Source organism: Streptomyces sp. NPDC001401, from assembly GCF_042895385.1.
Taxonomy (GTDB): Bacteria; Actinomycetota; Actinomycetes; order Streptomycetales; family Streptomycetaceae; genus Streptomyces.
In genome coordinates, this window is sequence record NZ_JBIAWI010000004.1 from 20,030 (window position 1) to 46,214 (window position 26,185).

The 26,185-nt window shown below is 70.4% G+C and carries 27 protein-coding genes; 15 read left to right on the forward strand and 12 right to left on the reverse strand.

From position 1 onward, the window contains the following. Positions 1–31 precede the first annotated feature (31 nt). The 5 genes from ACFY10_RS15350 to ACFY10_RS15370 all read left to right on the forward strand — a co-directional run bounded on the left by ACFY10_RS15350 (position 32) and on the right by ACFY10_RS15370 (position 5,505). The gene (locus ACFY10_RS15350; protein ID WP_390665605.1) at positions 32–763 is read left to right on the forward strand and encodes a hypothetical protein; all 732 of its coding nucleotides are present in this window, start codon (positions 32–34) and stop codon (positions 761–763) included. Further along, positions 760–2,007, forward strand: a complete 1,248-nt coding sequence (locus ACFY10_RS15355) for an ATP-binding protein (RefSeq protein WP_390665606.1) — start codon at positions 760–762, stop codon at positions 2,005–2,007. The genes ACFY10_RS15350 and ACFY10_RS15355 overlap by 4 nt, the downstream gene beginning before the upstream one ends. A gap of 210 nt (positions 2,008–2,217) precedes the next feature. Further along, positions 2,218–2,607: an SH3 domain-containing protein gene (locus ACFY10_RS15360; RefSeq protein WP_390665607.1), complete on the forward strand. Its 390-nt coding sequence runs from the start codon at positions 2,218–2,220 to the stop codon at positions 2,605–2,607. A 43-nt stretch (positions 2,608–2,650) separates the two neighbouring features. After that, complete coding sequence (locus ACFY10_RS15365; protein WP_390665608.1) at positions 2,651–4,030, forward strand: FtsW/RodA/SpoVE family cell cycle protein; 1,380 nt, start codon at positions 2,651–2,653, stop codon at positions 4,028–4,030. After that, entirely contained in the window at positions 4,030–5,505 is a 1,476-nt protein-coding gene (locus tag ACFY10_RS15370) for a penicillin-binding transpeptidase domain-containing protein (protein ID WP_390665609.1), read from the forward strand. The genes ACFY10_RS15365 and ACFY10_RS15370 overlap by 1 nt, the downstream gene beginning before the upstream one ends. Here the strand turns inward: ACFY10_RS15370 and ACFY10_RS15375 are convergent. Further along, positions 5,485–7,449 (reverse strand): nitrate- and nitrite sensing domain-containing protein, encoded by a 1,965-nt coding sequence (locus ACFY10_RS15375; RefSeq protein ID WP_390665610.1) that lies wholly within the window; start codon positions 7,447–7,449, stop codon positions 5,485–5,487. The genes ACFY10_RS15370 and ACFY10_RS15375 overlap by 21 nt on opposite strands. A 180-nt stretch (positions 7,450–7,629) precedes the next feature. Between ACFY10_RS15375 and ACFY10_RS15380 the strand changes: the two genes are divergently transcribed. Next, positions 7,630–8,139 (forward strand): DUF3291 domain-containing protein, encoded by a 510-nt coding sequence (locus ACFY10_RS15380; RefSeq protein WP_390665611.1) that lies wholly within the window; start codon positions 7,630–7,632, stop codon positions 8,137–8,139. Between the two features lie 16 nt (positions 8,140–8,155). Here the strand turns inward: ACFY10_RS15380 and ACFY10_RS15385 are convergent, their stop codons facing one another. Both ACFY10_RS15385 and ACFY10_RS15390 read right to left on the reverse strand, forming a co-directional pair. Beyond that, complete coding sequence (locus ACFY10_RS15385) at positions 8,156–8,818, reverse strand: hypothetical protein (RefSeq protein ID WP_390665612.1); 663 nt, start codon at positions 8,816–8,818, stop codon at positions 8,156–8,158. A 27-nt stretch (positions 8,819–8,845) separates the two neighbouring features. Then, positions 8,846–9,955 carry a ferritin-like domain-containing protein gene (locus tag ACFY10_RS15390; protein WP_390665613.1) on the reverse strand — a complete coding sequence of 370 codons (1,110 nt, stop codon included), beginning with the start codon at positions 9,953–9,955 and terminating at the stop codon, positions 8,846–8,848. Positions 9,956–10,082: 127 nt separating this feature from the next. Here ACFY10_RS15390 and ACFY10_RS15395 point away from each other — a divergent pair, with 127 nt between their 5' ends. The 4 genes from ACFY10_RS15395 (at position 10,083) to ACFY10_RS15410 (ending at position 13,268) form a co-directional block, all read left to right on the forward strand. Next, on the forward strand, positions 10,083–11,021 hold the full coding sequence (locus ACFY10_RS15395; protein ID WP_390665614.1) for a diiron oxygenase: 939 nt from the start codon (positions 10,083–10,085) through the stop codon (positions 11,019–11,021). A gap of 108 nt (positions 11,022–11,129) precedes the next feature. Continuing rightward, positions 11,130–11,777, forward strand: a complete 648-nt coding sequence (locus tag ACFY10_RS15400) for a TetR/AcrR family transcriptional regulator (protein WP_390665615.1) — start codon at positions 11,130–11,132, stop codon at positions 11,775–11,777. A gap of 10 nt (positions 11,778–11,787) precedes the next feature. After that, positions 11,788–12,105, forward strand: a complete 318-nt coding sequence (locus tag ACFY10_RS15405; protein WP_390665616.1) for a hypothetical protein — start codon at positions 11,788–11,790, stop codon at positions 12,103–12,105. A gap of 104 nt (positions 12,106–12,209) precedes the next feature. Further along, complete coding sequence (locus ACFY10_RS15410; protein WP_390665617.1) at positions 12,210–13,268, forward strand: NlpC/P60 family protein; 1,059 nt, start codon at positions 12,210–12,212, stop codon at positions 13,266–13,268. A gap of 10 nt (positions 13,269–13,278) precedes the next feature. Here ACFY10_RS15410 and ACFY10_RS15415 read toward each other — a convergent pair whose 3' ends face one another. Genes ACFY10_RS15415 through ACFY10_RS15435 form a run of 5 tightly spaced genes read right to left on the reverse strand, consistent with a single transcriptional unit; the run spans position 13,279 to position 18,857 of the window. Beyond that, positions 13,279–14,538 (reverse strand): styrene monooxygenase/indole monooxygenase family protein, encoded by a 1,260-nt coding sequence (locus ACFY10_RS15415; RefSeq protein ID WP_390665618.1) that lies wholly within the window; start codon positions 14,536–14,538, stop codon positions 13,279–13,281. Positions 14,539–14,562: 24 nt separating this feature from the next. Further along, positions 14,563–15,201 (reverse strand): ATP/GTP-binding protein, encoded by a 639-nt coding sequence (locus ACFY10_RS15420; RefSeq protein ID WP_390665619.1) that lies wholly within the window; start codon positions 15,199–15,201, stop codon positions 14,563–14,565. Then, positions 15,182–15,592: a DUF742 domain-containing protein gene (locus ACFY10_RS15425; RefSeq protein WP_390665620.1), complete on the reverse strand. Its 411-nt coding sequence runs from the start codon at positions 15,590–15,592 to the stop codon at positions 15,182–15,184. The genes ACFY10_RS15420 and ACFY10_RS15425 overlap by 20 nt, the downstream gene beginning before the upstream one ends. Next, on the reverse strand, positions 15,589–16,092 hold the full coding sequence (locus ACFY10_RS15430) for a roadblock/LC7 domain-containing protein (RefSeq protein ID WP_390665621.1): 504 nt from the start codon (positions 16,090–16,092) through the stop codon (positions 15,589–15,591). The genes ACFY10_RS15425 and ACFY10_RS15430 overlap by 4 nt, the downstream gene beginning before the upstream one ends. Beyond that, the gene (locus tag ACFY10_RS15435) at positions 16,089–18,857 is read right to left on the reverse strand and encodes a nitrate- and nitrite sensing domain-containing protein (RefSeq protein WP_390665622.1); all 2,769 of its coding nucleotides are present in this window, start codon (positions 18,855–18,857) and stop codon (positions 16,089–16,091) included. Before ACFY10_RS15435 ends, ACFY10_RS15430 begins: the two co-directional genes overlap by 4 nt. Before the next feature lie 377 nt (positions 18,858–19,234). Between ACFY10_RS15435 and ACFY10_RS15440 the strand changes: the two genes are divergently transcribed. Next, a complete protein-coding gene (locus ACFY10_RS15440) occupies positions 19,235–20,023 on the forward strand; it encodes a protein phosphatase 2C domain-containing protein (protein ID WP_390665623.1) in 789 nt (262 codons plus the stop codon). 1 nt (position 20,024) lies between these two features. Here ACFY10_RS15440 and ACFY10_RS15445 read toward each other — a convergent pair whose 3' ends face one another. The 3 genes from ACFY10_RS15445 to ACFY10_RS15455 all read right to left on the reverse strand — a co-directional run bounded on the left by ACFY10_RS15445 (position 20,025) and on the right by ACFY10_RS15455 (position 21,759). Then, entirely contained in the window at positions 20,025–20,222 is a 198-nt protein-coding gene (locus ACFY10_RS15445) for a DUF397 domain-containing protein (RefSeq protein WP_390665624.1), read from the reverse strand. Continuing rightward, complete coding sequence (locus ACFY10_RS15450) at positions 20,219–21,052, reverse strand: Scr1 family TA system antitoxin-like transcriptional regulator (protein WP_390665625.1); 834 nt, start codon at positions 21,050–21,052, stop codon at positions 20,219–20,221. Before ACFY10_RS15450 ends, ACFY10_RS15445 begins: the two co-directional genes overlap by 4 nt. Positions 21,053–21,237: 185 nt before the next feature. After that, positions 21,238–21,759, reverse strand: coding sequence for a hypothetical protein (locus tag ACFY10_RS15455; RefSeq protein ID WP_390665626.1), 522 nt, complete (start codon positions 21,757–21,759; stop codon positions 21,238–21,240). A gap of 337 nt (positions 21,760–22,096) precedes the next feature. Between ACFY10_RS15455 and ACFY10_RS15460 the strand changes: the two genes are divergently transcribed. The 3 genes from ACFY10_RS15460 (at position 22,097) to ACFY10_RS15470 (ending at position 24,585) form a co-directional block, all read left to right on the forward strand. Continuing rightward, positions 22,097–22,561: a hypothetical protein gene (locus ACFY10_RS15460; RefSeq protein WP_390665627.1), complete on the forward strand. Its 465-nt coding sequence runs from the start codon at positions 22,097–22,099 to the stop codon at positions 22,559–22,561. Positions 22,562–22,657: 96 nt separating this feature from the next. Continuing rightward, the gene (gene cseB, locus ACFY10_RS15465; protein WP_390665628.1) at positions 22,658–23,326 is read left to right on the forward strand and encodes a two-component system response regulator CseB; all 669 of its coding nucleotides are present in this window, start codon (positions 22,658–22,660) and stop codon (positions 23,324–23,326) included. Between the two features lie 26 nt (positions 23,327–23,352). Continuing rightward, positions 23,353–24,585, forward strand: coding sequence for an ATP-binding protein (locus tag ACFY10_RS15470; RefSeq protein WP_390665629.1), 1,233 nt, complete (start codon positions 23,353–23,355; stop codon positions 24,583–24,585). Between the two features lie 32 nt (positions 24,586–24,617). Here ACFY10_RS15470 and ACFY10_RS15475 read toward each other — a convergent pair whose 3' ends face one another. Next, positions 24,618–25,109, reverse strand: coding sequence for a MarR family winged helix-turn-helix transcriptional regulator (locus tag ACFY10_RS15475; protein WP_390665630.1), 492 nt, complete (start codon positions 25,107–25,109; stop codon positions 24,618–24,620). A gap of 248 nt (positions 25,110–25,357) precedes the next feature. On the opposite strand from ACFY10_RS15475, the gene ACFY10_RS15480 reads away from it, so the two are divergent. Then, positions 25,358–26,182: a lysozyme gene (locus ACFY10_RS15480; protein ID WP_390665631.1), complete on the forward strand. Its 825-nt coding sequence runs from the start codon at positions 25,358–25,360 to the stop codon at positions 26,180–26,182. Positions 26,183–26,185 lie beyond the last annotated feature (3 nt).

The following is a 26,185-nucleotide window of genomic DNA, read 5'->3' on the forward strand; positions in this document are numbered from 1 at the left end:
GTCACCGATCGTTCTCAGCCACAGGAGTACAGTGCTCCGCACTCGCGCCGCACGCACAGCGCTCGCCACAGCCGTCCTCGCCCTGCTGGCGGCGGGCTGCGGCGACGCGGGCGGGCTGCAGGGCGCGGGGTCGACCCCGACCGCGACCAGCCCGGCCAAGCTGTGGCCGAGCCTGAGCCCCGCGGCCAGTCCCGCCTGGAACTACGACAACGGTGAGTCCGAGGCCATGAAGGGGATCACGGCTGAGGGCGACGACATCCGCAAGGTGGATCCGGTGGCCGTCGTCAGGGCCGAGATGTCCCAGCACCCGGACGACTACTCCGGTTCCAAGGCGCCGTACCGCGAGACGGCCCGCCGGATGGCCTACTGCGGCAGGAAACCGGCGAACCCGAAGTGTCCGCTGCTCAAGGCGTACTACCGCGACATCACCGGCGACGGGCACGTCGACCTGACGCTGGGCTTCCGGCTGCTGCCCGGCAACCAGACGGCCGTGCGGGTCTACACCGTCGAGGGGGGCCGGGTGGTCCAGGTCATGTCCAACAACGACGCGGTGAGCGGCGTCGAGCTGGCCGGCCGGTCCGTGATCATTCATGCGCCGTCCGATCTCGCGGACTACGAGTACCGCTTCCAGTGGACCTGGGACCCCAACCAGCGGGTCATGCTGCTGACCCACGACGAGATGCTGCACATCGGCAAGCGCGAGCACCCCTCGAGCCCCTCCCCCTCCACGTCCCCTTCCGCATCCCCCTCGGCGACCCCATGACAAGGCTCGCGCTTCCCCAGTGGGCCGGCACGCTCGCCCTGAAGGCCGCCGTCTTCATCGCCGTTATGTGCTGTGCGCTCGCCGCGCTGCTGGGCGTGCTCGTGCACGTGTCGGTGACGAACCAGACCGTCGGCCAGGCCCGCGACCTCGCACTGTCGCGCCTGACGGACGCGACGAAGGCGTACGAGGCCGGGGACTCGCTGCTGCCGGGCGCGGGCGTCGACCCCCCGGGGCTGCCGAAGGCACTGCGGAGGCTGGCGGCGGACGGGGATCGCGGCACGATGGTCTCCGACCGGCACGGGCACCCCACGATGTGGGCGGCGGGTCCCGCCGACCGGAACAGGGCGCTTGCCGTCGAGGTCGACTACTCGCAGCAGTCCCGCACGATCGCCGGGCTCGACCGGGCGATCCTGTGGTCGTCGGGCCTGGCGATCACGGTGACGCTGCTGGTGGGCGCGTTCGCCGTGACCCGGGTGACGCGGCGGCTGCACGCCACGGCGCAGGTGGCCCGGCGGATCAGCGGCGGCGACCTGGACGCGCGCGTCGACGATCCCCGTACGAAGGATCCGACGCACCCCCAGGACGAGGTGGCCGCCGTGGCCGCCGCGCTGGACTCCATGGCGGCCTCGCTGCAGGGCAAGCTGCTGAGCGAGCAGCGGTTCACGGCGGACGTGGCGCACGAGCTGCGCACCCCGCTGACCGGGCTGCACGCGGCGGCCGAGCTGCTGCCGCCGGGGCGGCCGACGGAGCTGGTGCAGGACCGGGTGGCCGCGCTGCGCACGCTCACCGAGGACCTGCTGGAGATCTCCCGGCTGGACACCGGGCGGGAGCAGCTGGAGCTGGACGCGGAGGAACTGGGTGCGCTGGCGACGCGGGTGGTGCGGGCGTCGGGTACCGACACGTCGGTCGTCGTCCTGCAGGACGCCCGCGTGGAGACGGACCGGCGGCGGCTGGAGCGGGTGCTGGGGAATCTTGTCGCCAATGCGCACAAGCACGGGCGGGGGCCGGTGTCGCTGACCGTGGACGGGGCGGTGGTGACCGTGCGGGATCACGGGGACGGGTACCCGGACTATCTCGTGGAGCACGGGCCGCAGCGGTTCCGCACTGAGGGGGGTGCCAAGGGGCACGGGCTTGGGTTGACCATTGCGGTCGGGCAGGCGGAGGTGTTGGGGGCGCGGCTGGAGTTCGCGAATGCGGTGGACGGTGGGGCGGTGGCGATTCTGACGCTTGGTCTGGGGGACTGAGAGAGCTCGGGGCTGCGGGTCGTTCGTCGGGTGCGGGTCGGTGGGGGCTTGTTGCGCCCACGCGGCGGAGCCGCATATCGATACAGCCCCGCGCCCCTGAAGGGGGCGCTCCTATGGACCAGCGTGACAGGCGAGCCCCGGTGCCTCCTCCTAATGTGGCGAATATGTGGCGAATAGTCAGCTTCGCCCCCGTTCACGGAGGTACCCCCCATGTCCCTGCGTTCCAGCCTCATACGCCTGGCCACTGCCGCCGCTGTCGGCGTTCTCGTCACGTCCGTGGCTGCGGGGCCCGCCCTCGCGGACGACGGATGGGGCGACGGTGACGGTGACCCCGGTTTCGGCCAGGAAGGCGGCCACCACAACGACCGGCTCGCACGGGGCGTGGTCACCGCGGAGACGCTGTTTCTGCGCAGTGCGCCGAACCGCGGCAGCCAGGTGATCCGGGTGGCCCACCGGGACGATGTGGTCTCGATCTTCTGCAAGACCACGGGCCAGAGCGTCCAGGGCGACAACCTCTGGTACCTGCTCCCGGACGGCACATGGGCGTGGGGCGCGGCCCGGTACATCGACGTCATCGGGAGGGCACCGCGCTGGTGCTGAGACCCGGAGATCACAAGACGCACTATTTGGGTAGGTTCCGGACATGACCAACGCCGGACCCAGCGTGGCACAGGTGGCACAGACCGACACCCCCGCTCCCGTGACCCGCCTGCCCCGGCGCCGTGGCATCGAACTCACCCTCATCGTCGTGGCCGTACTGCTCTGCGTGTCCGGCTACTGCGCCGTGGGCCTCGCCAGGAACGGCACCGTCCCGCCCGGCGCCGCCGGTTACGGCGCCGGGCTCGGAGTGCTCGCGCTGCTCGCGCACTGCGCGGTACGGCTGCGGGCGCCGTACGCCGACCCGCTGCTGCTGCCCATCGGCGTACTGCTCAACGGAATCGGTCTGGTTCTCATCCACCGGCTGGACCTGGAGACTCCCCACGACCATGCCGCCCCCACCCAACTCGTGTGGTCCACGCTGGGCGTGACCCTGTTCACCGCGGTCGTCCTGATGCTCCGCGACTACCGATGGCTCCAGCGGTACGCGTACGTCTGGGTTGTCGCCGCGCTCTTCCTGCTGCTGCTGCCGATCCTGTTCCCGGCCGTGAACGGCGCCCGTATCTGGGTCCGGATCGCCGGATTCTCCATCCAGCCGGGCGAGTTCGCGAAGGTGCTGCTGGCGGTGTTCTTCGCCGCGTATCTGGCGGCCAACCGCAGCGCGCTCGCGTACACCGGCCGTCAGGTCTGGCGGCTGCGGAGGATCCAGCTGCCCACCGGGCGGGTGCTCGGTCCGATCCTCGCCATCTGGCTGCTGAGCGTGGGTGTCCTGGTGCTGGAGCGCGACCTCGGCACCTCGCTGCTGTTCTTCGGTCTGTTCGTGGTCCTGCTGTACGTCGCCACCGGCCGCACCGGCTGGATCGCCGTCGGCCTGCTGCTGGCCGCTGCGGGCGCGGTGGCCGTCGGCTGCCTGGAGCCGCATGTGAACAGCCGGGTCCAGGACTGGCTGCACCCCTTCGCGACGATCGAGGCGGGACAGGGCCCGGGCCAGGTCGCCCAGTCCCTGTTCGCCTTCGCGGCGGGCGGCGTCCTGGGCACGGGCCTCGGCCGCGGCCACGCGATCCTCATCGGCTTCGCGACGAAGTCCGACTTCATTCTCGCGACGGCCGGCGAGGAACTGGGCCTGGCGGGCCTGTCCGCGCTCTTCCTCCTCTACGGCCTTCTGGTGGAGCGCGGCTACCGGGCCGGCCTCGCCCTGCGCGACCCCTTCGGCCGGCTGCTGGCGGTCGGGCTGGCCTCGATCGTGGCGCTCCAGGTGTTCGTGATCGCGGGCGGGGTGACCGGACTGATCCCGCTGACCGGTATGGCGATGCCCTTCCTCGCACAGGGCGGCTCGTCGCTGGTCACCAACTGGGCGATCGTGGCGCTGCTGATCCGGGTGAGCCATTCGGCACGGCGTCAGTACAACGGGGAGGTGGCACCCTGATGGCGAGGCACATCCGGCACGCCGCCTTCTTCTGCGCGCTCCTCCTCGTCGCGCTCCTCGTCAACGCCACCCGCATCCAGATCTTCCGGGCCAAGTCCTTCGACGACAATCCCGCCAACCGCCGGGCCACCATTGCCCGTTACGACCGGCCGCGCGGCAACATCCTGGTCGGCGGCCAGAGCGTCACCGGCTCCCGGGACTCCGGCGAGCAGCTCCGCTACGAACGGACGTACACGGACGGCCCGTTGTACGCCCCCGTCACCGGCTTCGCCTCGCAGGTGTACGGCACCACGCTGCTGGAGCACACCGGGGACGCCGTCCTGGCCGGCACCGACCCGATGCTCTCGCCGTTCCCCCTGGTGAACGATCTGACCCGCGCCCAGAGCCGGGGCGGCAACGTCGTGACGACCCTCAACCGGGCGGCGCAGCGGGCGGCGTACGAGGCGCTCGGCGGGCGCAGGGGTGCGGTGGCGGCGATCGAGCCGGCGACGGGGCGGGTGCTGGCGCTGGTGTCGAGTCCGTCGTACGACCCGGCCGTGCTGTCGGGGAACGCCGCGGCGACGGAGCGGTCCTGGACCCGGCTGAACGCCGATCCGGACAAGCCGATGCTCAACCGGGCGGTGCGCCAGACGTATCCGCCGGGTTCGACGTTCAAGGTGGTCACCGCGGCGGCCGCGCTGGACGCCGGTGTCGTCATGGGCATCGACAGGGCGACCCAGTCGCCGGACCCGTACCGGCTGCCGGGTACGTCGACCACGCTGATGAACGAGGGCGACGGCTGCGAGGACGCCCCGCTGCGGGAGGCCTTCGAGTGGTCCTGCAACACGGTGTTCGCGAAGCTCGGCGTGGATGTGGGCGTGAAGCGCATGGGGGCCGCGGCGAAGGCCTTCGGTTTCAACGACCCTCGGCTGCGGATCCCGTTCTCCGTTGCGCCGAGCACCTTCGACACCTCCGTCGACAGGGCGCAGCTCGCGCTGTCGTCGATCGGGCAGTACAACACCCGGGCCACGCCGCTGCAGATGGCGATGGTCGCGGCGGCCGTGGCGAACAGCGGGCAGGTGCGCTCGCCCTACCTGGTGGAGCGGACGACCACGGGCAACGGCGCCACGATGACCACGGCGGGCTCGCGTCCCGTGCGCCAGGCGATGCGCCCGGAGACCGCCGACGTCATGAAGGAGCTGATGGAGGACGTCGTGACGGACGGCACCGGCACGAACGCCGCCATCCCCGGCGCGATCGTCGGCGGCAAGACCGGCACCGCCCAGCACGGCCTCGACAACGCCGGTATGCCGTACGCCTGGTTCGTGTCCTGGGCGCAGAGCTACCGGGACGTGCTGCCGAAGGTCGCGGTCGCCGTGGTGGTGGAGGACGCGTCGGCGGAGCGGGAGGACATCACCGGGGGCGGGGTGGCGGCGCCGATCGCCCGGGATGTGATGCAGGCGGTGCTGAAGTCCTCACCCGACGGCGGCAGTTGAGGGCTGCTCCTGGACGAGCTTGGCCGGCAGGGCGACGTACGCGGTGACGCCGGTGCCCTGTGTGGGGCGCAGTTCGACGTGCGCGCCCAGGCGGGCCGCGAGGGCGCCGACGACATGGTGGCCGAGGAAGCGGGTGGGGGCGGCGAGGAGCGTGCCGCCCCGGCCGGTCAGCAGGGAGTTGGCCTGTGCCATCCGTTCCCGTGTCATGCCGATGCCCCGGTCGATGACGGCGAGGCAGTACTCGCTGCCGTCCCGCCAGCCGTAGATCTCGACCGGCTGTTTGGGCGGGCTGAACATCAGCGCGTTCTCCACCAACTCGGCCAGCAAGTGGGAGAGTTCGGCGACGGCGTGACCGCGGATGCGGCACTGTTCGAGGTCGACGGCGGCGACCCGCCGGTACTGCTCGACCTCCGCGACGGCCGACCGCACCACGTCGGCGACGGCGATCGTGCCGGACCAGGAGCGGGCCGGGGACTCCTCGCCGGCCAGCACGAGCAGCGATTCGGCGTTGCGGCGCATGCGCGTGGCGAGGTGGTCGAGCTCGAACAGCTCCCCGAGGGCGTCCGGGTCGAGTTCCTGGCTCTCCAGGGTGGTGATCAGGCCGAGCTGGCGGTTGAGGAGGGTCTGGTTGCGGCGGCCGAGGCTGGCCAGGGACTCGGTGCTGTTGCGTCGTAGCACCGCCTGTTCGGCGGCGAGGTCGACGGCGGTGCGCTCGACGTTGCGCAGGGCGGCGGCGAGACGGGTGATCTCCCGTGCGCTGCCCGGGAGCCCGGGACTTCCTTCCTCCGCGGGCAGCGGGGTGTCGGGGTCGGCCTGCTGGATGCGCCGGACGGCTTCGGGCAGCCGGTTGCCCGCGACGGCGTCCGCCTCGTCGGCGAGGGCGCCGAGGGGGCGGGTGATGGAGCGGGCCGAGAACAGGGCGAGGGCGGTGGCCACGGCGAGGATCAGCGCGCCGAGGGCGAGGAAGCCGACGAGTTCCCAGGTGGCCGAGGCAGCGGTGTCCGCCGCCTGCGCCCGTACGTCGTCGCCCACCGCCTTCTGCACGCCGTGCAGATCGTCGACGAGGGCCGTCATGTCGGCCCACCAGCGGGCGGGGGCGACATCGAGGGCGGATCCGTCGGCCCCGGCTTCGGCCTGCTTCTCGTACCCGGTGACACGTCGGGCGGCGGCGGTCGTGAAGGCCTTGTCGAGCGCGGACTCCTGTGCTCCGCCCGCGAGTTGGCGGAACTGGCCGAGGGCGGCGACCCGGGTGGCGCGGATCTCGGTGAAGTCCAGGTACTCGCCGGAACGGAAGTGCTTGGCGGCGAACACGCCGTTGAGGGAGCCGCGTTCGAGGGCGACGGCCTCGGTGGCCCGGGCGAGGGCCTGGAGTGACTGGACACCCCGGGCGATCCGGTTGTCGCCGCCGGGCGCCCCGGCGGACTCGGCGTCGATGAGGGCGGTGACGGCCTTGGTGTAGGTGTTCAGGGTGGCGGTGCGGTCGGCGGTTCCGGCGTCCACGCCGGTACGGGTGGAGGTGAGGGCGGCGAGGGGGAGCTCGGCGGCGTCCAGGGCGGAGACGGCGGCGCGGGGCAGGTCGCCGCGCTCGCCGTCGAGGGCCGCCGTCAGCTTCTCCTCCGCCGCGTCGGTCCGCTCCCGCTGCCGCCGTACGTCGTCCCGGTACTCCTGGGCGCCGCCCAGCAGCCCGTTGGTGAGCCCGCGTTCGCGCTGCACCTCCCGTACGACATCCTGCACACGCAGCAGGACGCCGACGTGCGCCTCGGCCGCCCGGGCGGCGGACCAGTCGGAGGCCCGGCCCGCGACGCCCAGCGCCACAAGCGCAAGCAGGAGGCAGGTCGGGACGGCCAGGACGATGGCCATGCGGCCGCGGATGGAGTTCCAGCCGGGCAGCACGGGCAGTCGCAGCCAGGCCGGTCGGAGGGTGGTCGATACGTTCCCCGTCATGCCCGCCGAGACTACGGACGGGCCGGTCAGAACACGGTTTCTCCGCCGTAAGACGCCGGTACACAGGAGCTCACTCGGGCAGTGGGAGGGCTGTGAAAGGCGGACATTGCTCACATGCCGAGGTCACATGCTGAGACAGGGTCTGGGATCGCCGGACCCTCCCGACCTATCGTTCGGTCCATGACGACACCCGATGCCGCGTACCAACTCGCCCAGGTCAACATCGGACGCCTCAAAGCCCCTCTGGATTCACCGCAGTTGAAGGACTTCGTCGACAACCTCGACCCCGTGAACGCCGACGCCGACGCGGCGGACGGTTTCGTCTGGCGGCTCGAGAGCGACTCGGGCAACGCGACGGACGTACCCGTCTTCGGCGACGAATGGCTGATCATCAACATGTCGGTGTGGCGGGACAGCAACGCCCTGACCGCGTACATGTACCAGGGCCGCCACCGGGAGATGCTCGCCCGCCGCCGGGAGTTCTTCGAGCGGGTGCAGGAGGTCATGACGGCGCTGTGGTGGGTGCCGGCCGGGCACCGGCCGACGGTCGCGGAGGCGGAGCAGCGACTGCTGCACCTGCGGGCGAACGGGCCCACGCCGTATGCCTTCACGCTGCGGACGTCGTTCCCGGCGCAGGGGGCAGAGCCGGTCTCTCTCGACATCCCGGAAGATCTGGGGTGCCCTGTCTAGAAAGCCTGAAACACGGTCACCGGATCGCCTTCCTGATCTCGGAGCGGACCTCGAGTGTGGTTCTGGCGGCCGAATCGAGGTCCAGGTCCGGGTCAGTGGTACCGAAGGCCATCTGGGAGACCACGGCCGAGGTGTTGCCGTCGGTCCAGGAGCAGACCGGATAGGTGATCACCGTGGAGGCCGCCGGCTTGCGGGTGAGGATCTCGCAGCTGACCTTGACGTCCGAGCCGGAGGGTGTGACGTCCTCCGGCGGGACGGCCACCGTCGCGCCGGCGGCCCGGCCGTCGCTCCTCAGGGCGGCGGCGCTGACCCGGTCGGGGTTCCCGATGCGGCCGTAGAAGCCCGAGAGCACCAGTGCACCCTTGGTCCGGTCGCCGTGCAGGCTGTACCGGGCGAGGAGGGCGCGGGTGACCTCGACGGCCGGATCGCGGGCATCCGCCTCCTCCATTTTCCGGCCCACCAAACCGGAATCGTCCTGCGCGAGCTCGTAGCGGCCGCCGAGCAGCGTCCTGGGGAGGGTCAGCGCGAACTCGGCCTTGGGAAGGTCGGTTCCGGTCGCCTCCCCGATCTTCACGTACATCACGTTGACCACCAGCAGCAGCCCGAGGGCCGCGCCGACGACGCCCAGGGCGAGGACGAGCCGGGGGCGCCGGCTCTGGAGACGTGAAGGCATGGACACGCCAGCACGGTATCTGTGAACGAACTGTCAGGACTCGGCGGCCCCCGCCTCGATCGCCCCCTCCACCTCCGCCACCCGCTCCCGCTCCTCCGCCGCGAACCGTTCCGCGTCCAGTTGCTCGGCGATCTCCTCGTCCTGGGCCATCAGGAGGTCCAGGTTGGAGTCGCCCATCTCGAAGACACCCATGTCGACGTACGCCTGCTGCAGCCGCTTGCCCCACAGGCCGATGTCCTTGACGCAGGGGACGATGCGGGAGAACAGCAACTGCCGGAACAGGGCCAGGAATTCGGACTGTTCGCTGTACTCCTCCGCCTCGGCGGTCGGGATGCCGAAGTTCTCCAGGACCTCGACGCCGCGCAGCCGGTCCCGCATCAGATAGCAGCCCTCGATGACGAACTCCTCGCGTTCGCGCAGTTCGGCGTCGGTGAGCTGCTTGTAGTAGTCGCGCAGCGCCATCCGGCCGAAGGCCACATGCCGGGCCTCGTCCTGCATGACATAGGCGAGGATCTGCTTGGGGAGCGGCTTGTCGGTGGTGTCGCGGATCATGCCGAAGGCGGCCAGGGCCAGGCCCTCGATCAGGACCTGCATGCCGAGGTAGGGCATGTCCCAGCGGCTGTCGCGGAGGGTGTCGCCGAGCAGGGACTGGAGGTTGTCGTTGATCGGGTAGAGCATCCCGATCTTCTCGTGCAGGAAGCGGCCGTAGATCTCCGCGTGCCGTGCCTCGTCCATGGTCTGGGTCGCCGAGTAGAACTTCGCGTCCAGGTCGGGGACCGACTCCACGATCCGGGCCGCGCAGATCATCGCGCCCTGCTCGCCGTGCAGGAACTGGCTGAACTGCCAGGAGGCGTAGTGCTTGCGCAGCTCGCCCTTGTCCTTGTCGGTCATCTTGGCCCAGTGCTTGGTGCCGTACAGGGACATGGCCTCGTCGGGGGTGCCGAGGGGGTCGTACGGATCGACTTCGAGATCCCAGTCGATCCGCTTCTGGCCGTCCCACTGCTTGTCCTTGCCCTTCTGGTACAGGGCGAGCAGGCGGTCGCGGCCGTCGTCGTACTCCCAGCTGAAGCGGGCCGCGCCGGTCGCCGGCACCTGCCAGAGAGGGTCTCCCGAGTCCTTGGCGTACAGGTCGTAAGTCGGCATGCCTCGCAGGCTCACACGTGGTAGACGCCGGGTCAACAAGTCGCGCACAGGGGATTGACGAGCTTGCTGACAGGCAGTCTCATAAGCGATGGAGGATGTGACCCCGGGTAACAAAGGTGGAAGAACCATGACGACCTTGACGGAAGCCGACGCGCTGGACGGTCTGCGCGACGCGCTCGGGCTGCTCAAGGACCGCGAACAGGTGGCCGAACGGCTGCTCGCCTCCTCCGCCAAGCACTCCTTCGACCCCGACAAGGAACTGGACTGGGACGCGCCCTTCGAGGAGGGCAAGTGGTTCTGGCCGCCGGAGCTGGTCTCGCTGTACGACACGCCCCTGTGGAAGCGGATGGGCGAGGAGCAGCGGATCCTGCTCTCCCAGCACGAGTCGGCGGCGCTCGCCTCGCTCGGCATCTGGTTCGAGCTGATCCTCATGCAGCTGCTGGTCCGGCACATCTACGACAAGGCGGCCACGAGCGCGCACGTGCGGTACGCGCTCACCGAGATCGAGGACGAGTGCCGGCACTCGAAGATGTTCGCGCGGCTGATCTCGCGCGGGGACGCGCCGTGGTATCCGGTGGCCCGTGTGCACCAGAACCTGGGGCGGCTGTTCAAGACGATCTCGACGACTCCGGGATCCTTCACGGCCACTCTGCTCGGTGAGGAGGTTCTCGACTGGATGCAGCGGCTGACGTTCCCGGACGAGCGGGTGCAGCCGCTGATACGGGGGGTCACGCGGATCCATGTCGTGGAGGAGGCCCGGCATGTGCGGTACGCGCGGGAGGAGCTGCGGCGGCAGATGGTGACCGCGCCGCGGTGGTCGCAGGAGTTCACGCGGGTCACCTCCGGTGAGTTCGCCCGAGTCTTCTCGGTGGCCTTTGTGAACCCCGAGGTCTACACGAATGTGGGGTTGGACAAGCGGGAGGCGATGGCGCAGGTGAGGGCCAGTGGGCATCGGCGGGAGGTCATGCAGACCGGGGCGAAGAGGCTGACCGACTTCCTGGATGACATTGGGGTGCTGCGGGGTGTCGGGCGACGGCTGTGGAGGGCTTCGGGGCTGCTGGCTTGATGCAAGGGTGCGGGCCGGTGGGGGCTTGTCGCGCCCACGCGGCGGAGCCGCATATCGAGACAGCCCCGCGCCCCTTAAAAGCCGCAGCCTGCGGTTACGCTGCACCGTATGACCCCCTCCGCCCCCGCCTACCGTCGTCTGAGCGTCGAGGAGCGGCGCAGTCAGCTGCTTGAAGCCGCGCTGAACCTCTTCGCGCATCGCGCGCCCGAGGAGGTCTCCCTCGACGACGTGGCGGAGGCGGCCGGAGTGTCGCGGCCGCTGGTCTACCGGTACTTCCCTGGCGGCAAGCAGCAGCTGTACGAGGCTGCCCTGCGGTCGGCCGCGGACGAGCTGCAGCAGTGCTTCGACGAGGCGCGTGTCGGGCCGCTGCTGCCCCGGCTGGCCCGTGCCCTCGACCGGTATCTCGCGTTCGTCGACCAGCACGACGCCGGGTTCAGCGCGCTGCTGCAGGGTGGCAGCGTGGTCGAGACGTCCCGGACGACCGCCATCGTGGACGGTGTGCGGCGGGCCGCCGCCGAGCACATCCTGAGCCATCTGGAGGTCACGGACCCCGGGCTGCTGCTGCGTATGACCGTACGGATGTGGATCACCGCGGTCGAGGCGGCCTCCCTGATCTGGCTCGACGAGGACAAGCAGCCGCCCCTCGACGAACTGCGGGACTGGCTGGTCGAGCAGTTCGTGGCCGTCCTCTCGGTGACCGCGGCCCGGGACCCGCAGACCGCCGCGCTGGTGCAGGCGCTGGCGGAGGATGTCTGAGACTGGTGCCGTGAAGAGCGAAGAGACACCGTTCGAGGGCGGGCCGATGGACGGCCGAGTGCTGCCCGTCCTCGTGGGCCCCACGGGACACCCGCCCAAGACGTACCGCATCCCCGTACCGGACGCGGCCGGCGGCCCGCCCGCCGTGCTCGTCTACCGTCGCGTCCCGCGCGGCCACAGCAAGCGGCTCGGACTGCCGCAAGGGTGGAAGTACCAGTACGACCCCGAGGGCAAGGCCACGGACGGCAGGCTGAAGTGGCCGTGGTCCAAGCCGGACAATGATCCAGGCGCCACGCCGGACCGCAAGCCGGACGACACCGACGGGTGACGAGGTTGCGCCGAACCGCGCACACGCGGCGCGCCTTGGTGGCAGGGACGGTCAACACCTGACTGTGCGGAGCAGAGGGGCTGCCCCGCACCGGAGGTGATGATGTGTCAGGAAAGCTTCTGCGCCTGGTCTGCACGGTGGCGGTGGCCGCCGGCGCCGGCGTCGTCCTCGTACTGCCACCCGCCGCGGCCGCACCCGGGCCGGAGCCCGGCGGGCGCACCGTCACCCAGCAGCTGACGGACCTTCAGCGGCTGTACCGCGAGGCCGAGAAGGCCACCGAGACCTACAACGCCACCGCGGAGAAGCTGACGAAGCAGCGCACGGAGGTGGCCCGCCTCGACCTCGAACTGGCCCGGGCCCGCCGCTCGCTGCACGACAGCCGGGTCGCCGCGGGACGCCTGGCCAGGCAGCAGTACCAGGGCAGCACCGAGATCTCCGCGTACGTGCGCCTGCTGCTGGCCCGCAACCCCCAGCAGGCGCTCGACGAGGGTCATGTGATCGGCCAGTTGGCGCGGGAACGGGCCGAGACGGTCGGCCGGCTGACCGAAAACGAGAAGAAGGCCGACGGTCTGGCCCGCGCGGCCCGCAAGGCGCTCGACGGCCAACTCTCCCTCGCCGAACGGCAGAAGAAGGACCGCGACGACGTACAGGCACGCCTGGAGGACGTCGAGAAACTCCTCGTCTCGCTGACCCCCGAACAGCTGGCCGCGCTCGCCGAGTTGGAGAAGAAGGGCACCGACGAGGCACAGCGGCAGCTCATGGCGTCCGGCGTGCTGAGCAGCGAGCGCAGGCCGTCACGGAAGGGCGACCGGGCCCTCAAGTACGCCGTGCGGCAGATCGGGAAGCCGTACAAATGGGGTGCACAGGGCCCGAAGTCGTACGACTGCTCGGGCCTGACCTCTCAGGCCTGGGGCAGGGCCGGTACGCCGATCCCCCGCACCAGCCAGGAGCAGTGGGCGCAGCTGCCACGCATCCCGCTGAAGAAGCTGCGCCCCGGTGACCTGGTGATCTACTTCCCGGAAGCCACGCATGTGGCGATGTACCTGGGCGAGGGCATGATGATCCAGGCGCCGCGGACCGGCGAGAACGTCAAGGTCTCGCCGATCGCGTCCTACCCGATCCTGGGAGCCGTGCGCCCGGACCAGCGCCCTCGGCGCCTGTGAACACGGGCTCTCAGGAGGCGGAGCCGGTCACTTCCGCGAGATAGGCAGCGGTCTTCTCCGGCTCGTAGAAGAAGTTCTCGAAGTCCGCCGGATCGTTGAACCCGTTGGCGAACCGGTCGGCAACCGGCTGCAGCTGGCCCGCCGCACCGATGAGATTGAGGATGTGCTCCGGCGGAGGCGAAAGCATCGCGTTCGTCCACTTGGTGACGTGCTGGGCGGTGTCCCAGTAGCGGTCGAACGTCGACTGCATCCAGGTCTCGTCGAATTCCTTCTCGCCCTGCTCGAGGATCGACGCGAGGTAGGAAGCCGCGCACTTGGACGCCGAGTTGGAGCCCTGGCCGGTGATCGGGTCGTTGGCGACGACGACGTCCGCGACGCCGAGGACCAGCCCGCCGCCGGGCAGCCGGCCGATGGGGTTGCGGACGGTGGGGGCATAACGGCCGGCCAGCACGCCGCCCGCGTCGGTCAGTTCGACCTTCGAGGCCCGCGCGAACTCCCAGGGCGTGAACTTCTCCATGAGTTCCAGGGTCAGGGAGAGGTGCTCCGCCGGGTCCTTGACGCCGTTGAAGACGTCGAGCGGGCCGCCGGGTATGCCCTCCCAGAAGAGGATGTCGGCGCGGCCGGAGGTGGTGAGCGTCGGCATGACGAACAGCTCGCCCACGCCCGGGACCAGGTTGCAGCGGACCGCTTCGTACTCCGGGTGCTCGGGACGGGGGCCGAGACCGTGGACGTAGGAGACGGCGAGGGCGCGCTGCGGTTCGCCGTACGGCGAGCGGGAGGCGTCCCGGCCGAACATGGACACCAGCTCGCCCTTGCCCGCCGAGACGAGGACCAGGTCGTACGTACGGGAGAAGTAGTCGAGGTCGGAGACCGCCGCACCGTGGATGACCAGCTGGCCGCCGCGCTGCGCGAAGGTCTCCATCCAGCCGGCCATCTTCACCCGCTGGTCGACCGACTGCGCGTACCCGTCGAGTTTGCCCACCCAGTCGATCACGCGCTGCGTCGGGCCCGGGTCGTGCGAGCCGGGGGCCGCGACCGAGACGCCGAGTCCTTCGATCTTCGGGGCCTGGGACTCCCAGAAGTTCAGCTGGAGATCGCGCTCGTGCTGCAGTGCCGTGTGGAACATGCACTGCGTCGACATGACCCGGCCGGAGCGGATCTCGTCCGCCGTCCGGTTCGACATCAGGGTGACCTCGTACCCGTGCGACTGGAGTCCGAGGGCGATCTGGAGTCCGGACTGGCCGGCTCCTACGACGAGTATCTTCCGCATGCGGGGCTGTTCTCCTAGTCGGGGCTACTCGGGGGTGACGTCCAGCGCGTGGCCCACCAGGGACAGCAGAGTCTCGATCACCGAGATCCGGCGGCGCGCGTCCATGATCATTACAGGTATGTGCGCGGGGATCGTCAACGCCTCCCGCACGTCCTCCGGTTCGAACCGCTCGCTGCCGTCGAAGTGGTTGACCGCGACGACGTACGGCAGTCCGCAGCTCTCGAAGTAGTCCAGCGCGGGGAAGCAGTCCTTCAGACGGCGGGTGTCGGCCATGACGACCGCGCCGATCGCGCCGCGCACCAGGTCGTCCCACATGAACCAGAACCGCTGCTGGCCCGGCGTGCCGAACAGGTAGAGCACCAGGTCGTCGTCGAGCGTGAGGCGGCCGAAGTCCATGGCCACGGTGGTGGTCAGCTTGCCGGGCGTGGCGGTGAGGTCGTCGGTCTCCTCGCTCGCCTCGGTCATCAGCGCCTCGGTCTGCAGGGGCGTGATCTCCGAGACGGCGGTGACCAGGGTCGTCTTGCCGACGCCGAAACCGCCCGCCACCACTATCTTCGTGGCTATGGGGGCGCGGGTACGGTCCGTCTGCCAGGGCTGTACGGGCCCCTCTTCGTCGAGGAGCGGGGAGACACCGCGAGCGGCGTCAGAGACGACGGAGTCCACTCAGCACCCTTTCCAGCAGAGCCCGGTCCGGACGGCCCGTGCCGTGACCGGTGCCTGTTCCGTACACGCGGATCCTGCCCTGGTCCGCGAGGTCGCTGAGCAGCACACGGACCACGCCCAGCGGCATCTTCAGCAGCGCTGCGATCTCGGCCACCGTGCGCATACGGCGGCACAGCTCGACGATGGCCAGCATCTCCGGCATCACCCGGGTGCTGAGGGAACCCTTCGTCAGCTCTTTGCGCTCCTCCGGGGCGTCGAGCGCCGCCACGAACGTCTCCACGAGGAGGACATGGCCGAAGCGGGTACGGCCGCCGGTGAGCGAGTAGGGGCGGACGCGGGCCGGCTTGCGGTCGCCGCCACGGACGGGAAGCTTCTTGGGCGTACTGCTCATCGGGTACTCCCGGCGGACTCCGACTCCAGGGATTTTCGTAGCTCGCTGCGGAGTTCGGGCGTCAGCACGTGGCCGGCGCGGCCCACGAACAGTGCCATGTGATACGCCACCACGCTCATGTCGCAGTCCGCGGAGCCGTGCACGCCGAGCAGCGAACCGTCGCTGATCGACATCACGAACAGGCTGCCCTCGTCCATCGCGACCATCGTGTGTTTCACGCCGCCGCGGTCCATCAGCTTGGCCGCGCCGATGGTGAGGCTGCCGATGCCGGAGACGATGGTGGCGAGGTCGGCGGAGGAGCCCCGGGGGCCGGTGGGCCTGGTGCCGCGGGCCTGGCGGGCCTCGTCGTTGCGGCCCGGGTCGGAGGAGAGCAGGAGCAGGCCGTCGGAGGAGACCACCGCTACTGACTGGATGCCCGGCACCTCCTCGACCAGGTTCGTCAGCAGCCAGTGCAGGTTGCGGGCTTCACTGCTCAGTCCGAAGGTACTGGGCGCGGTCAACTGCTTGCCTCCTCGACAGTGCCCCCCGTGGTTTCTTCGGATACGGCCGGTTCGGCGGCCGGCACCTGGTTCTGGGCCGTCTGTTCGGCGATCTCCGCCTCCACGGCGCGGTAGCCGGCCTGGGCGCCTGTGCGGAAGCCGCCGAGTCTCCTGCGGAGTGCTTCCGCGTCTACGGTGCGGGGGCGCTGGGGCGCGGCCTGGGTGGGTGCGGTGATCTTGGGCGTGCGTTTGGGGAGGCCCTTGTCCGTGAGCTGCTCGTCCTCGGCGCGTTCGTGTTCCGTCTCGGCTTCGCCATCGACGGATGTGGTCCCACCCGCACCAACCGTTTCCCCATCGTCGTCGGGTGCGGGTGGCCCCTGTGGGAGCTCCTCGCCGTCGGCGACCGCGGGTTGAGTGTTGTCGGGTGCGGGCTGTGTGTGGATGGAGTCCGTCTCCGGCGGCTGTGCCTGTGCCGGGATCAGGAGTTCCATCGTCGTCTCGGCGGGCGCGGCGGGCGGCGGCGTGGAGCGGCTCACCGCCCTCTCCGCCAGTGCCACCAGCGGGTCGGTCGACTTCGGGCGGCCGTGCAGCTCGTTGGAGTTGGCCTCGGCGTCGGCTCCCGGGAGGGAGAACGTGAGCGTGCCGCCGGTCACCGGGGCGGACGACGACGGGACCGCGGCGGACGGGGCCGGAGCCAGCAGGGCGTTCGGGAGGACCACCACCGCTGCCACGCCGCCCTGCTTCTGTTCGCGCAGCTGGGCGCGGACGCCGTGGCGGTGGGCGAGGCGGGCGACGACGTAGAGGCCGAGGCCCAGGCCTTCCTCGCCCTCCTGGTCGTAGGGGGACTCGGGGTCGAACTCGGCGAGGCGGGTGTTGAGGCGGGTCATGCGCTCGGCGGTCATGCCGATGCCCTCGTCCTGGACGGAGAGCATGACCTCGCCGTTCTCCAGGAGCCAGCCGGAGATCTCGACGGGGAGGTCCGGCGGGGAGAACGAGGTGGCGTTCTCCATCAGTTCGGCCAGCAGGTGGGAGAGGTCGTCCGCGGCGAAGCCGGCCACGTGCGCATGCGGCGGCAGCACGGCGATGCGGACGCGCTCGTAGCGCTCGATCTCACTGACCGCGGCGCGGACGACGTCGACGAGCGGGACGGGCCCCGCATGCTGCTGGACGTGCTCCGTGCCGGCCAGGACCAGGAGGTTCTCGCTGTGACGGCGCATGACCGTCGCGAAGTGGTCGAGCTTGAAGAGGGTGGCGAGGCGGTCCGGGTCCTGCTCGCGCTCCTCCAGGCTCTCGATGACGGCGAGTTGCCGTTCGACCAGGCCGAGGGTGCGCAGCGAGAGGTTCACGAACGTGCCGCCGATACTCTCCCGCAGCCGCTCCAACTGGGCTGCGGATTCGGCGAGTTCGGTGCGCAGCTGCTCGCGGGCGTCGGCCATCTTCTGGCGCTGGCCGACCAGGTGCTTGCGGTCGGCCTCCAGCGTGACGATGCGCTCGTTGAGTGCGGCGGCGTGCGCGTGCAGGGCGTTGACGGAGCGGACGACCTGCGCGAACTCGTCGTTGCGGCCGGTGAAGGCGACCGGTTCCTCGACGGCGGGGTCCGCCGCCTCGGCGAGGCGGGCCGAGCCGCGGCGCAGCACGGAGAGCGGCCGGGTGAGGGTGCGCGCCATCGCCGTGGCGATGCCGACGGCGAGCAGCATCAGGGCGCCGAGGACGGCTATCCGGAGTTCCAGCGCGCTGACGTCGTCGTCGCGCAGCAGGGCGAGATCCTTGGTGCGGCGGTCGTAGAGGGCTGACTCCGCGCCGCGCATCGCGTCGATACGGGCGGAGAGCGCGGCGTCGAGCTTGGTGGCGCTGGTGCCGAGTTCGGAGGCGGAGAGGGTCGGCTGGTCGGTGAGGGCGGCGAGGTACTTCTCGGCGGAGTTGACCTCGGGACCGGTGACCGTGGAGTCGTACGACGTCCGCGCGGCCTTGGTCGCGGTGTCGTGGAAGTCGGCGAGGGCCGCGTCGGAGCGCAGCCGGGCCTGCTGGGCGGCGGCGGTCAGCGCGTTTCGCTGCTTCGTGTCGGCGGCCGAGGAGGTGGTCGCCGTGGTCGGCAGGCCGGTGGTGGGGCTGATGACCGTCTGAGTGGTATTGGGCACGTTGAGTGCCGCGAGGAGCAGGCCGCGGGCGGCGGCGGCCTGCTGCACGGCGGAGTCCAGCTCGGCGAGGGCGTACGCACCCGATCCGGCCCGGGGCGGCATCTGCTGCGCCAGCTGTTCGGCCAGCCCGTGCAGTTCGGTGATGGCGGCGGAGTAGGCGTCGTGCGCCTGCAGGGCGTCGCTCTTGCCGGTGAGCGCGGAGCGGCGCAGGGCGGCGATGCCGTCGAGGTCGGTGCGGAGGGAGGCGGGTGTGTCGGTGTTCTCCCGCAGCTCCTCGACCTGCCGGTCAACGCGGGCGCTGCGCTGCTCGGAGGGCGCCTTGGACTTGGGCCGCCCGGCGGCGATGTACGAGGTGACCTCGTCCCGCTCGTCGGCGAGCGAATGGGCCAGGGCCAGGGCGTCCTGGGTCTGCCCGGCGAGCGTCACCAGGTCCTGGGAGTCGCTGAGCTGCCCGGAGGCGGTGAGAACAGAGGGGACACCGGCCCCGGCGATGGCGGCGGCCACGACGGCCACGGCGACGACGAGACGGTTGCGCACATGCGTGGGCCGGCCCTTGCCGGTGGTGATGCCGGTGCTGCCGGGCGTGCGCTCCGCGCCCGCTGCGGGGTCCGTCTGCTTGCCTGTGCGACGAGGCCGCGTCTTCTGCACCGGTGCTCGCATTCCTGACTCGTGATACTCATGGGCCCGGGTGACGCTCCGTCAACTGACGTCGACCATGCGTACGCCCAGTACGGTGCCGACCCTCCCAGTGCCGGTGGGCAGTGGACGAGCATCACCTGACCCGCCACCCGAAGGAGTGAACCTCGGAGGGGAGTTGGCGAGCAAGTTCCTCGGACGCTTTCAGCGACCTTGCCCGGCAGGCCGGTTGGACGTCCGCGCCGGGCGGTGGCAGTATTCGCCGACACGCCTTCCCGGAACCACGGATTCCACCCCAAACAGGGCGCCTGACCTGCGCGGGTGCGTCAATTCCGCGACCGATGCCAGCCTTTGGCGAACCTTGTGAAGACGTCGTGCAGACTGGCCGAATGCATACGGAACTTGTTTCGGAGCCCGGTGATCCCACCAGCCCCAACGAGGACTTCGCGGCGGCGGCCCTGCCCGCTTCCGGCCAGGGCGGCACGCTCGTCGTCCTGGACGGAGTGACACCTCCGCGCGGCGAGACGGGCTGTCTGCATTCGGTTCCCTGGTACACGGCCCGCCTGGGCGGCGCCCTGACCGAACTGACCGCTTCCCTCCCGGATGTTCCGCTGCAGGAGGCGCTGGCCCGCGCCATCGCGCGTACAGCCGAGACCCATGCCGCAACCTGTGACCTTTCTCACCCACGCACCCCACAGGCAACGGTGGTTGTGGCGAGGTGGGGCGTGGAGAGGGTCGAGTACCTGGTCCTGTCGGACTCGGCCCTGCTGCTGGAGTCGCCGGAGGGCAGGGTCACGTCCCTTCTGGACGACCGTCTGTCCCGGCTTCCGCGGTCGTCCCTGGCGACGGACGCCATCGTGGACTCGACGGTCCGGAACAAGGAGGGCGGCTTCTATACGGCCGCCGCGGATCCGGCCGTGGCGGCGCGGGCGGTGACAGGCGTGCTGTCGCGGGGCGACGTGCGGGCCCTGGCCGCCCTGACGGACGGCGCCACCCGGTGGGTGGAGAAGTTCCGGGAGGGCGACTGGGCGGACTGCTTCCGCTTTGTGCGGAAGGAAGGGGCGCAGGCGCTGGTCGACCGGGTACGGATGCTGGAGCGGGCCGATGCGGAGGAGCGGAGGTATCTGCGGCGCAGCAAGACGCACGATGACGCGACGGTCGTGTACGTCGTCCTGTGACCTACTTGGCGGCTGCGCGGATGAAGGACGTCCAGGCCGCGGGCGACAACAGCAGGATTGGGCCGTCGGGGACCTTGCTGTCGCGGACGGGCATGACGCCGGGGAAGTTGTTGGCGACCTCCACGCACTCTCCGCCTTCCGCGTTGCTGTACGAGGACTTGCGCCAGCAAGCGGACCGCAGGTCGTGCGTGCTGTTCATGGTGTGAAGTCCTCCGCGAGTAGCCGATCGACAAAGCCCAGGGACGCTTCCGGGGGCATGGCTGCGGCCCTGGCCAGATCGTATGACTTGGCGATGCTCGCGACTACGGCCGGATCCTCGATCAGTTGGCCGGTGTGGGCAGTCTCCGTGTAGGCGGCGGACGGTTCCTCAGCGAAGGTCATGACCCTCATCGGGCCGTACATGAGGGGAGTCATCCCGGCTGAGAACGGCAGGACCTGGATGACCGCCTGATGAGTCCGGGAGACGCCGGCGATGTGTTCCAGTTGTTCGCGCATCACCTCGGCTCCGCCGACATGAGTGCGCAGCACGGCCTCATGGATGACGAACCACAGCTCGGGCTCCAGAGGGTTCTTGAGCAGAGCCCGAGCCCGCTCCTGCCGTGCGCCGACGATTTGCTCGATTTCCTGCTCGTCCACCAAGGGCCGGAGCGAACGAATGAAGGCCCGCGTGAAGGCGGACGTCTGGAGAAGCCCCGGCACGACGGTCGTGGCGAAGTCGCAGATGGCCAGGGCCCGTTGCTCCAGCTCGGCTGCCGCCGCGAAATAACCCGCGAACTTGGACCCCTTGAGAACGGCCCCGCACAGCCGCCGGAAGAACCCGTCCGTCTTCAGGACGGAGTCGATCTGCTCGGACATGTCCAACTGCGGGCTGCGGGCGGCCATTTCCAGGTATCCGATGTACGCCCCCGAGCAGAACACGAGGTCTCCGAGCCCGGACTGCGACAGCCCCGCCTCCTCGCGGCGCCGCCTGAGCTCGGCGCCGTAGAACTCCTTCATGGAGGCGGGGTCCAGATTCTTCGGCTGAGGCATGCTCCGAGAATAGGCACGCTTCGGAGCCGATCGGGCACGGACGGTGAAATTCACCAGGTGACCGCGTACCCGGCCTCCCGGGCGCAACAAGCCCAGTAGGGCCTCCTGCACAGCTCGTTGTCGTCGAATCACCGAGCAATGTCAGGAGGCCCTGGTGCGGCCTGGCTCACCGGTTCGGAACCGCTTTACATGACGCCGACGTACCGGAAGGTGCTGTAGTGGTCGATCGATATGAACACGTCACCGGTGTTGATCGCCCGTACGATGCGGAAGTTGCCGGTCGCTTCGCCGCTCTCTTCCGGGTTGCTCTGGTACACGGACCCGTAATACTCCTGGAAAGACCCCTGGTAGTTTCGCGGTTCACCTGCGTACCCCTCGTTCATGAAATCCCGTATCCGGACACCCCACTGGTTGGGGTGGTCGAAGTACTGGCCACCTGTCTCGATGTAGGCCTGGTTGTCGACCTGCCACACCTCGCCGCGTTGGCCGACGTTGTGCCAATTCGGCCAGCCCATGTTTCGCCAGTAGTTCAGGGCGCGCTGGACGCCACGGGGGACAGAGGCGAGTGACCAGCCCGTGCCCTGGAAGCCGGCCGGCGGATTCGCCGAGCACTGCTGGCTGGTGCCGCAGTCGGCCGCGGCGGCCGGGGCGACGGTGGCCGATGTGACCACGCCACCGGCCAGGACGCTGAGCAGAACGGCTGACACCGTGACCGCCCGGAGGCGGCCCCTTGCACGGGACGAGGCAGGCCGCTCGTCTCGCTCCGGCACCTGGGACGAAGATGTCTGCGTTGGGGACAATGTGACTCCTGGATTTCGCGGTTTCCGCCGAGGCTGTGCGCTTCGGCCGATCGCAATCAGAGCCGCCGTGCGTGTCAGTGACCCGGCGGCCGGATCACGGCTGCCGGTCGGAAATGACGTACGGCTGTTACAGAGATGTGGGAGCGATTCCATGCATTGCCGAGTCCTTGCTGTCAGGACATTTCTCGTTCACCGGGGGCCGTGAAGGTGGTCGTTCCGTGGGCGCAGGCGGAAAGGAAACGGCATGCGATACGGCGGACGGGCGCGGTGCCTGCTGCTCGCCATGAGCTTCCTGGGCCTCGCCGGATGCGGCACGGGGGCCGGTGGCGCGCACATCGAGGGCCCGGCACCGACCGCGGTCCCCTGGACGGGGCCGGTCTACGTCACCGACGTACGCTCCAACCCGCGGCAGCGCCCCGACGTGATGGACCTGACCGAAATCACCACTCTGTACGGCATGAAGTGGCGCGGCTGGGGCACGCCCCGGGCGGTCGGGACCGGGCTGGTGGTCGACTTCGCCTGCGTGTCGCAGTGTCCCCACGGCAAGGACAACCCGCCGTACTACCCCGTGCGTGTCGTTCTCAGCGACCTGGTCAAGCGCGAGTACGCCGCCTACTACAGCAACGCCGTACTCAGCCCCGCTCACCCGCCCGCGCCCCACTGGGCGCTGGACGTCGGTGACCTGCGCCTACGGGTGCCGGCGGCATGACAACGTTTCCGCCCCACGACTGTGAACCGGCCGCCGGGTCACCGACACATAGGACTGGTCCTCTGGGGCCGGAGCACGACGTCTCAGGAGACACACATGCACGAGGTCCTGCTGGTCGAGGACGACGAGATGATCCGGGAGGCGACTCGTCTCACCCTGGAGAGCAGCGGCTACGCGGTCCGCACCGCCGCCGACGGGACGAGCGGGCTCGCGCTGTTCCGGGAGCAGGCGCCGGACGTGGCGGTCCTGGACATCATGCTGCCCGGCCTGAACGGGGTGAGCCTGGCGGGCCGTATCCGCGAGGAGTCGGGGGTGCCGGTGCTGCTGATCTCGGCCCGCAACGATCCCGTGGACGTGGTGATGGGCCTGGAGGCCGGGGCCGACGACTACGTCACCAAGCCGTTCGACGGGATGGTGCTGGCCGCCCGGATCCGCGCCCTGCTGCGCCGCGCCGCGCCCGCCGAGCGGCGGCCGGACAGCACCCCGCTCACCTTCGGCGACCTGGCCTTCGACCCGCAGACCCTGGACGTCTGCCGGGAGGGGAGACCGCTCGCCCTCACCACCACGGAGCTGAAGCTGCTGCAGATGTTCGCCGCGGCGCCCGGGACGGTGCTCACCCGGGACCTGCTGCTGGAGAAGGTGTGGGACTACGCCTGGTCCGGCGACACCCGGGTGGTGGACGTCCACATACGGCGGCTGCGCTGCAAGATCGGCCGTGACCGCATCGAGACGGTGCGCGGCTTCGGCTACAAGCTGCGCCCGTAGTGGCCCGGCACATCGGTACGACTCCCATGAACATACGGCTGAACATCGGCACGAAGGTGGCCCTGGCCGTCGCCGCGGCGGCCGTCTGCGTCGCGAGCGCGATCGGCCTGCTCGTCCACCGCATCACCGCCGCCGACCAGCTGACCACGGCCCGCTCCGACATGGACCGGCGGCTGATGACCGCCGTCTACGACCAGGCGGCCGGCCGCAAGTCGGAGGCCCGGCTCGACCCGCCGGACCTGCCCGCGCCCGTGTCGAGGGCGGTGCGTCGCGGCGTTCGCGTCACCTACCTCCAGGACGGACCCGATCCGGTGCTGTGGGCGGCGACCCGCATCTCCGACCGGACGGTGCTCGCGCTGTCGCGGCCTTACGGCTGTGAGGCCGACGAACTGGCCGCGCTGGACCGGACGCTGGTCACCACGGGCGCGGCGGCCACCGTGGCCGTGTCCCTGGCCGGTCTGGCCCTCGGCGTGCGGATGGGCCGCCGGGCCACGGCCGCCGCCCGCACGGCCGAACGCATCGCCCACGGCGACCTGGACGCCCGTATCGGCCCGCAGGGGCGTGACGAAATCGCCCGGCTCGCCGACTCCGTGAACACCATGGCCGACGCGCTCGGCGCCCGGCTGGAGGCCGAGCGACGGGTCACCGCCGACATCGCGCACGAACTGCGCACACCGGTCGCGGCCATGGTGACGGCGACCGGCCTGCTACCGGCCGGTCCGGCCACCGACCTGGTCGCGGGCGGGGTGCACAAGCTGCGCGGGCTGGTCGAGGACGTCCTCGAAGTCGCCCGCCTCGACGCCCATGCGGTGTCGTTGGAGACCGAGCCGCGCCAGGTCAGCGCGATGGCCCGCCGCGCGGCTGCCGGGCTCGACGGGGTGGAGGTGCGCATCGTCGCGGACACACTCGCGGAGACCGATCCACGGCGCGTGGAGCGGATCCTCACCAACCTGGTCACCAACGCACTGCGACACGGTGCCCCGCCGGTGACGGTCGACGTGGACAAGGACCACGACGGAGCGATCGTCCGGGTCCGCGATCACGGCCCCGGCTTCCCGCCCGATCTGCTGGCCGTCGTCACCGCCTCCGGCCCGCAGCGGTTCCGCACCGGCTGCGGGTCGGCGGGAACCGGCCTGGGACTGACCATCGCCTCCGGGCAGGCCCGGCTGCTCGGCGCCGGTCTGACCTTCCGCAACCATCCCGAGGGAGGTGCGGAGGCGACCCTGCGCCTCCTCGGGGACGGCAGCGCCGACGCCTGAGGGCGGCCGGGGGACCGGGTGACCGCGTCGGCCTACTTCTCCATCCCCCGGTTCAACTCCCCCAGCAGCCGCGCCAGTTCCGCCACCTCGCGCCGGTCCCAGTGGGCCAGCTGGCTGACGTAGCGCGCCCGCCGGGCGTCACGGACCTTGCTCACCCGCCGGTGCCCCTCCTCCGTGAGGCGGACCAGCCAGGCCCGCCCGTCCGCCGGGTCGGGCTCGCGGGCGACCAGGCCCAGGTCCTCCAGGGCGCGGAGCTGGCGGGACATGGTGGCCTTGCCCACGCCGATGTAGGCGGCGAGTTCGGTGGCGCGCAGGCGGTCGTGCTCGTCGAGGCGTACGAGGAGGCCGTACGCGGCGGACTCCAGGTCGGGGTGGACCTCGCGGGCCATCTCGCCCTGGCTCGCCCGGGCGCGCCGCAGCAGCACCGTCAGTTCGCGCTCCAGGGACAGGTACTCCTGGTCCGCGCCACTCGGTGACGCCTGGGACGAGAGTCGGCGCTCGTCCCCGTTTCGGCCTTCGTGCACGTCAGCCCCTGCCTCGGTTTCCCGGTCCTGAAAGTTTCCGCCAAATGCCGCCGTCGCCGCAGCTCCGTCAGTATTTCGCAGGGCTAGACCAACGGCAGCCTCCGGCCCCTCTTCCCACCCGCTCTTCTACGTGCATAGCTTCTCTACCAGGCAATGACTGGCATGCCCACGCCAGCACGCCATCCCCAATACACCGGCACCTCAGCGCTACCCTCCACCGAGCATCACCGAGCCTTCGGAGGCACGCCATGCCCGTGCACAGACCCGGATCGGTCCGCCCCCTGCGCCTCTTCCCCGCCGGACTCCTGCTCGCCGCCCTCTCCCTCGCCCTGCCCTTCGCCGCCCCGGCCTCCGCCGCCACCCACCCGCCCCGCGGCTCCGCCCACATGGGCATGGGCGTCCTCGCCCACGACGGCCGAAGCGGCACCCCCGCCCCCACCGCCGTCACCCAGACCGAGGGCGTCGACGTCTCCGGCCACCAGGGCAACGTCGGCTGGTCGACCCTGTGGAGCAGCGGGGTCAAGTGGGCCTACACCAAGGCGACGGAAGGCACGTACTACACGAACCCCTACTTCGCCCAGCAGTACAACGGCTCCTACAACGTCGGCATGATCCGCGGCGCCTACCACTTCGCGACCCCCGACACCACCAGCGGCGCCACCCAGGCCAACTACTTCGTCGACCACGGGGGCGGCTGGTCCAAGGACGGCAAGACCCTCCCCGGCACCCTCGACATCGAGTGGAATCCCTACGGCGCCGAGTGCTACGGCAAGTCGGCGAGCGCGATGGTCAGCTGGATCGCCGACTTCCTGAGCACGTACAAGGCGCGCACGGGACGAGATGCCGTGATCTACACGGCGACGAGCTGGTGGAGCGACTGCACGGGGAACTACGGCGGCTTCGCGTCCGCCAACCCGCTGTGGATCGCGCGCTACGCGTCGGATGCGGGGACGCTGCCGGCGGGCTGGAGCTACTACACGATGTGGCAGTACACCTCGTCCGGCCCGACCGTCGGCGACCACGACAGGTTCAACGGGGCGCTGGATCGGGTGCAGGCACTGGCCAACGGCTGATAC

Coding starts and splice junctions, on each gene's coding strand:
- ACFY10_RS15355 (WP_390665606.1), top strand. CDS start 760: ATGACAAGGCTCGCGCTTCCCCAGTGGGCCGGCACGCTCGCCCTGAAG.
- ACFY10_RS15360 (WP_390665607.1), top strand. CDS start 2,218: ATGTCCCTGCGTTCCAGCCTCATACGCCTGGCCACTGCCGCCGCTGTC.
- ACFY10_RS15365 (WP_390665608.1), top strand. CDS start 2,651: ATGACCAACGCCGGACCCAGCGTGGCACAGGTGGCACAGACCGACACC.
- ACFY10_RS15370 (WP_390665609.1), top strand. CDS start 4,030: ATGGCGAGGCACATCCGGCACGCCGCCTTCTTCTGCGCGCTCCTCCTC.
- ACFY10_RS15375 (WP_390665610.1), bottom strand. CDS start 7,449: ATGACGGGGAACGTATCGACCACCCTCCGACCGGCCTGGCTGCGACTG.
- ACFY10_RS15380 (WP_390665611.1), top strand. CDS start 7,630: ATGACGACACCCGATGCCGCGTACCAACTCGCCCAGGTCAACATCGGA.
- ACFY10_RS15390 (WP_390665613.1), bottom strand. CDS start 9,955: ATGCCGACTTACGACCTGTACGCCAAGGACTCGGGAGACCCTCTCTGG.
- ACFY10_RS15395 (WP_390665614.1), top strand. CDS start 10,083: ATGACGACCTTGACGGAAGCCGACGCGCTGGACGGTCTGCGCGACGCG.
- ACFY10_RS15400 (WP_390665615.1), top strand. CDS start 11,130: ATGACCCCCTCCGCCCCCGCCTACCGTCGTCTGAGCGTCGAGGAGCGG.
- ACFY10_RS15415 (WP_390665618.1), bottom strand. CDS start 14,538: ATGCGGAAGATACTCGTCGTAGGAGCCGGCCAGTCCGGACTCCAGATC.
- ACFY10_RS15425 (WP_390665620.1), bottom strand. CDS start 15,592: ATGAGCAGTACGCCCAAGAAGCTTCCCGTCCGTGGCGGCGACCGCAAG.
- ACFY10_RS15440 (WP_390665623.1), top strand. CDS start 19,235: ATGCATACGGAACTTGTTTCGGAGCCCGGTGATCCCACCAGCCCCAAC.
- ACFY10_RS15445 (WP_390665624.1), bottom strand. CDS start 20,222: ATGAACAGCACGCACGACCTGCGGTCCGCTTGCTGGCGCAAGTCCTCG.
- ACFY10_RS15450 (WP_390665625.1), bottom strand. CDS start 21,052: ATGCCTCAGCCGAAGAATCTGGACCCCGCCTCCATGAAGGAGTTCTAC.
- ACFY10_RS15460 (WP_390665627.1), top strand. CDS start 22,097: ATGCGATACGGCGGACGGGCGCGGTGCCTGCTGCTCGCCATGAGCTTC.
- cseB (WP_390665628.1), top strand. CDS start 22,658: ATGCACGAGGTCCTGCTGGTCGAGGACGACGAGATGATCCGGGAGGCG.
- ACFY10_RS15470 (WP_390665629.1), top strand. CDS start 23,353: ATGAACATACGGCTGAACATCGGCACGAAGGTGGCCCTGGCCGTCGCC.
- ACFY10_RS15480 (WP_390665631.1), top strand. CDS start 25,358: ATGCCCGTGCACAGACCCGGATCGGTCCGCCCCCTGCGCCTCTTCCCC.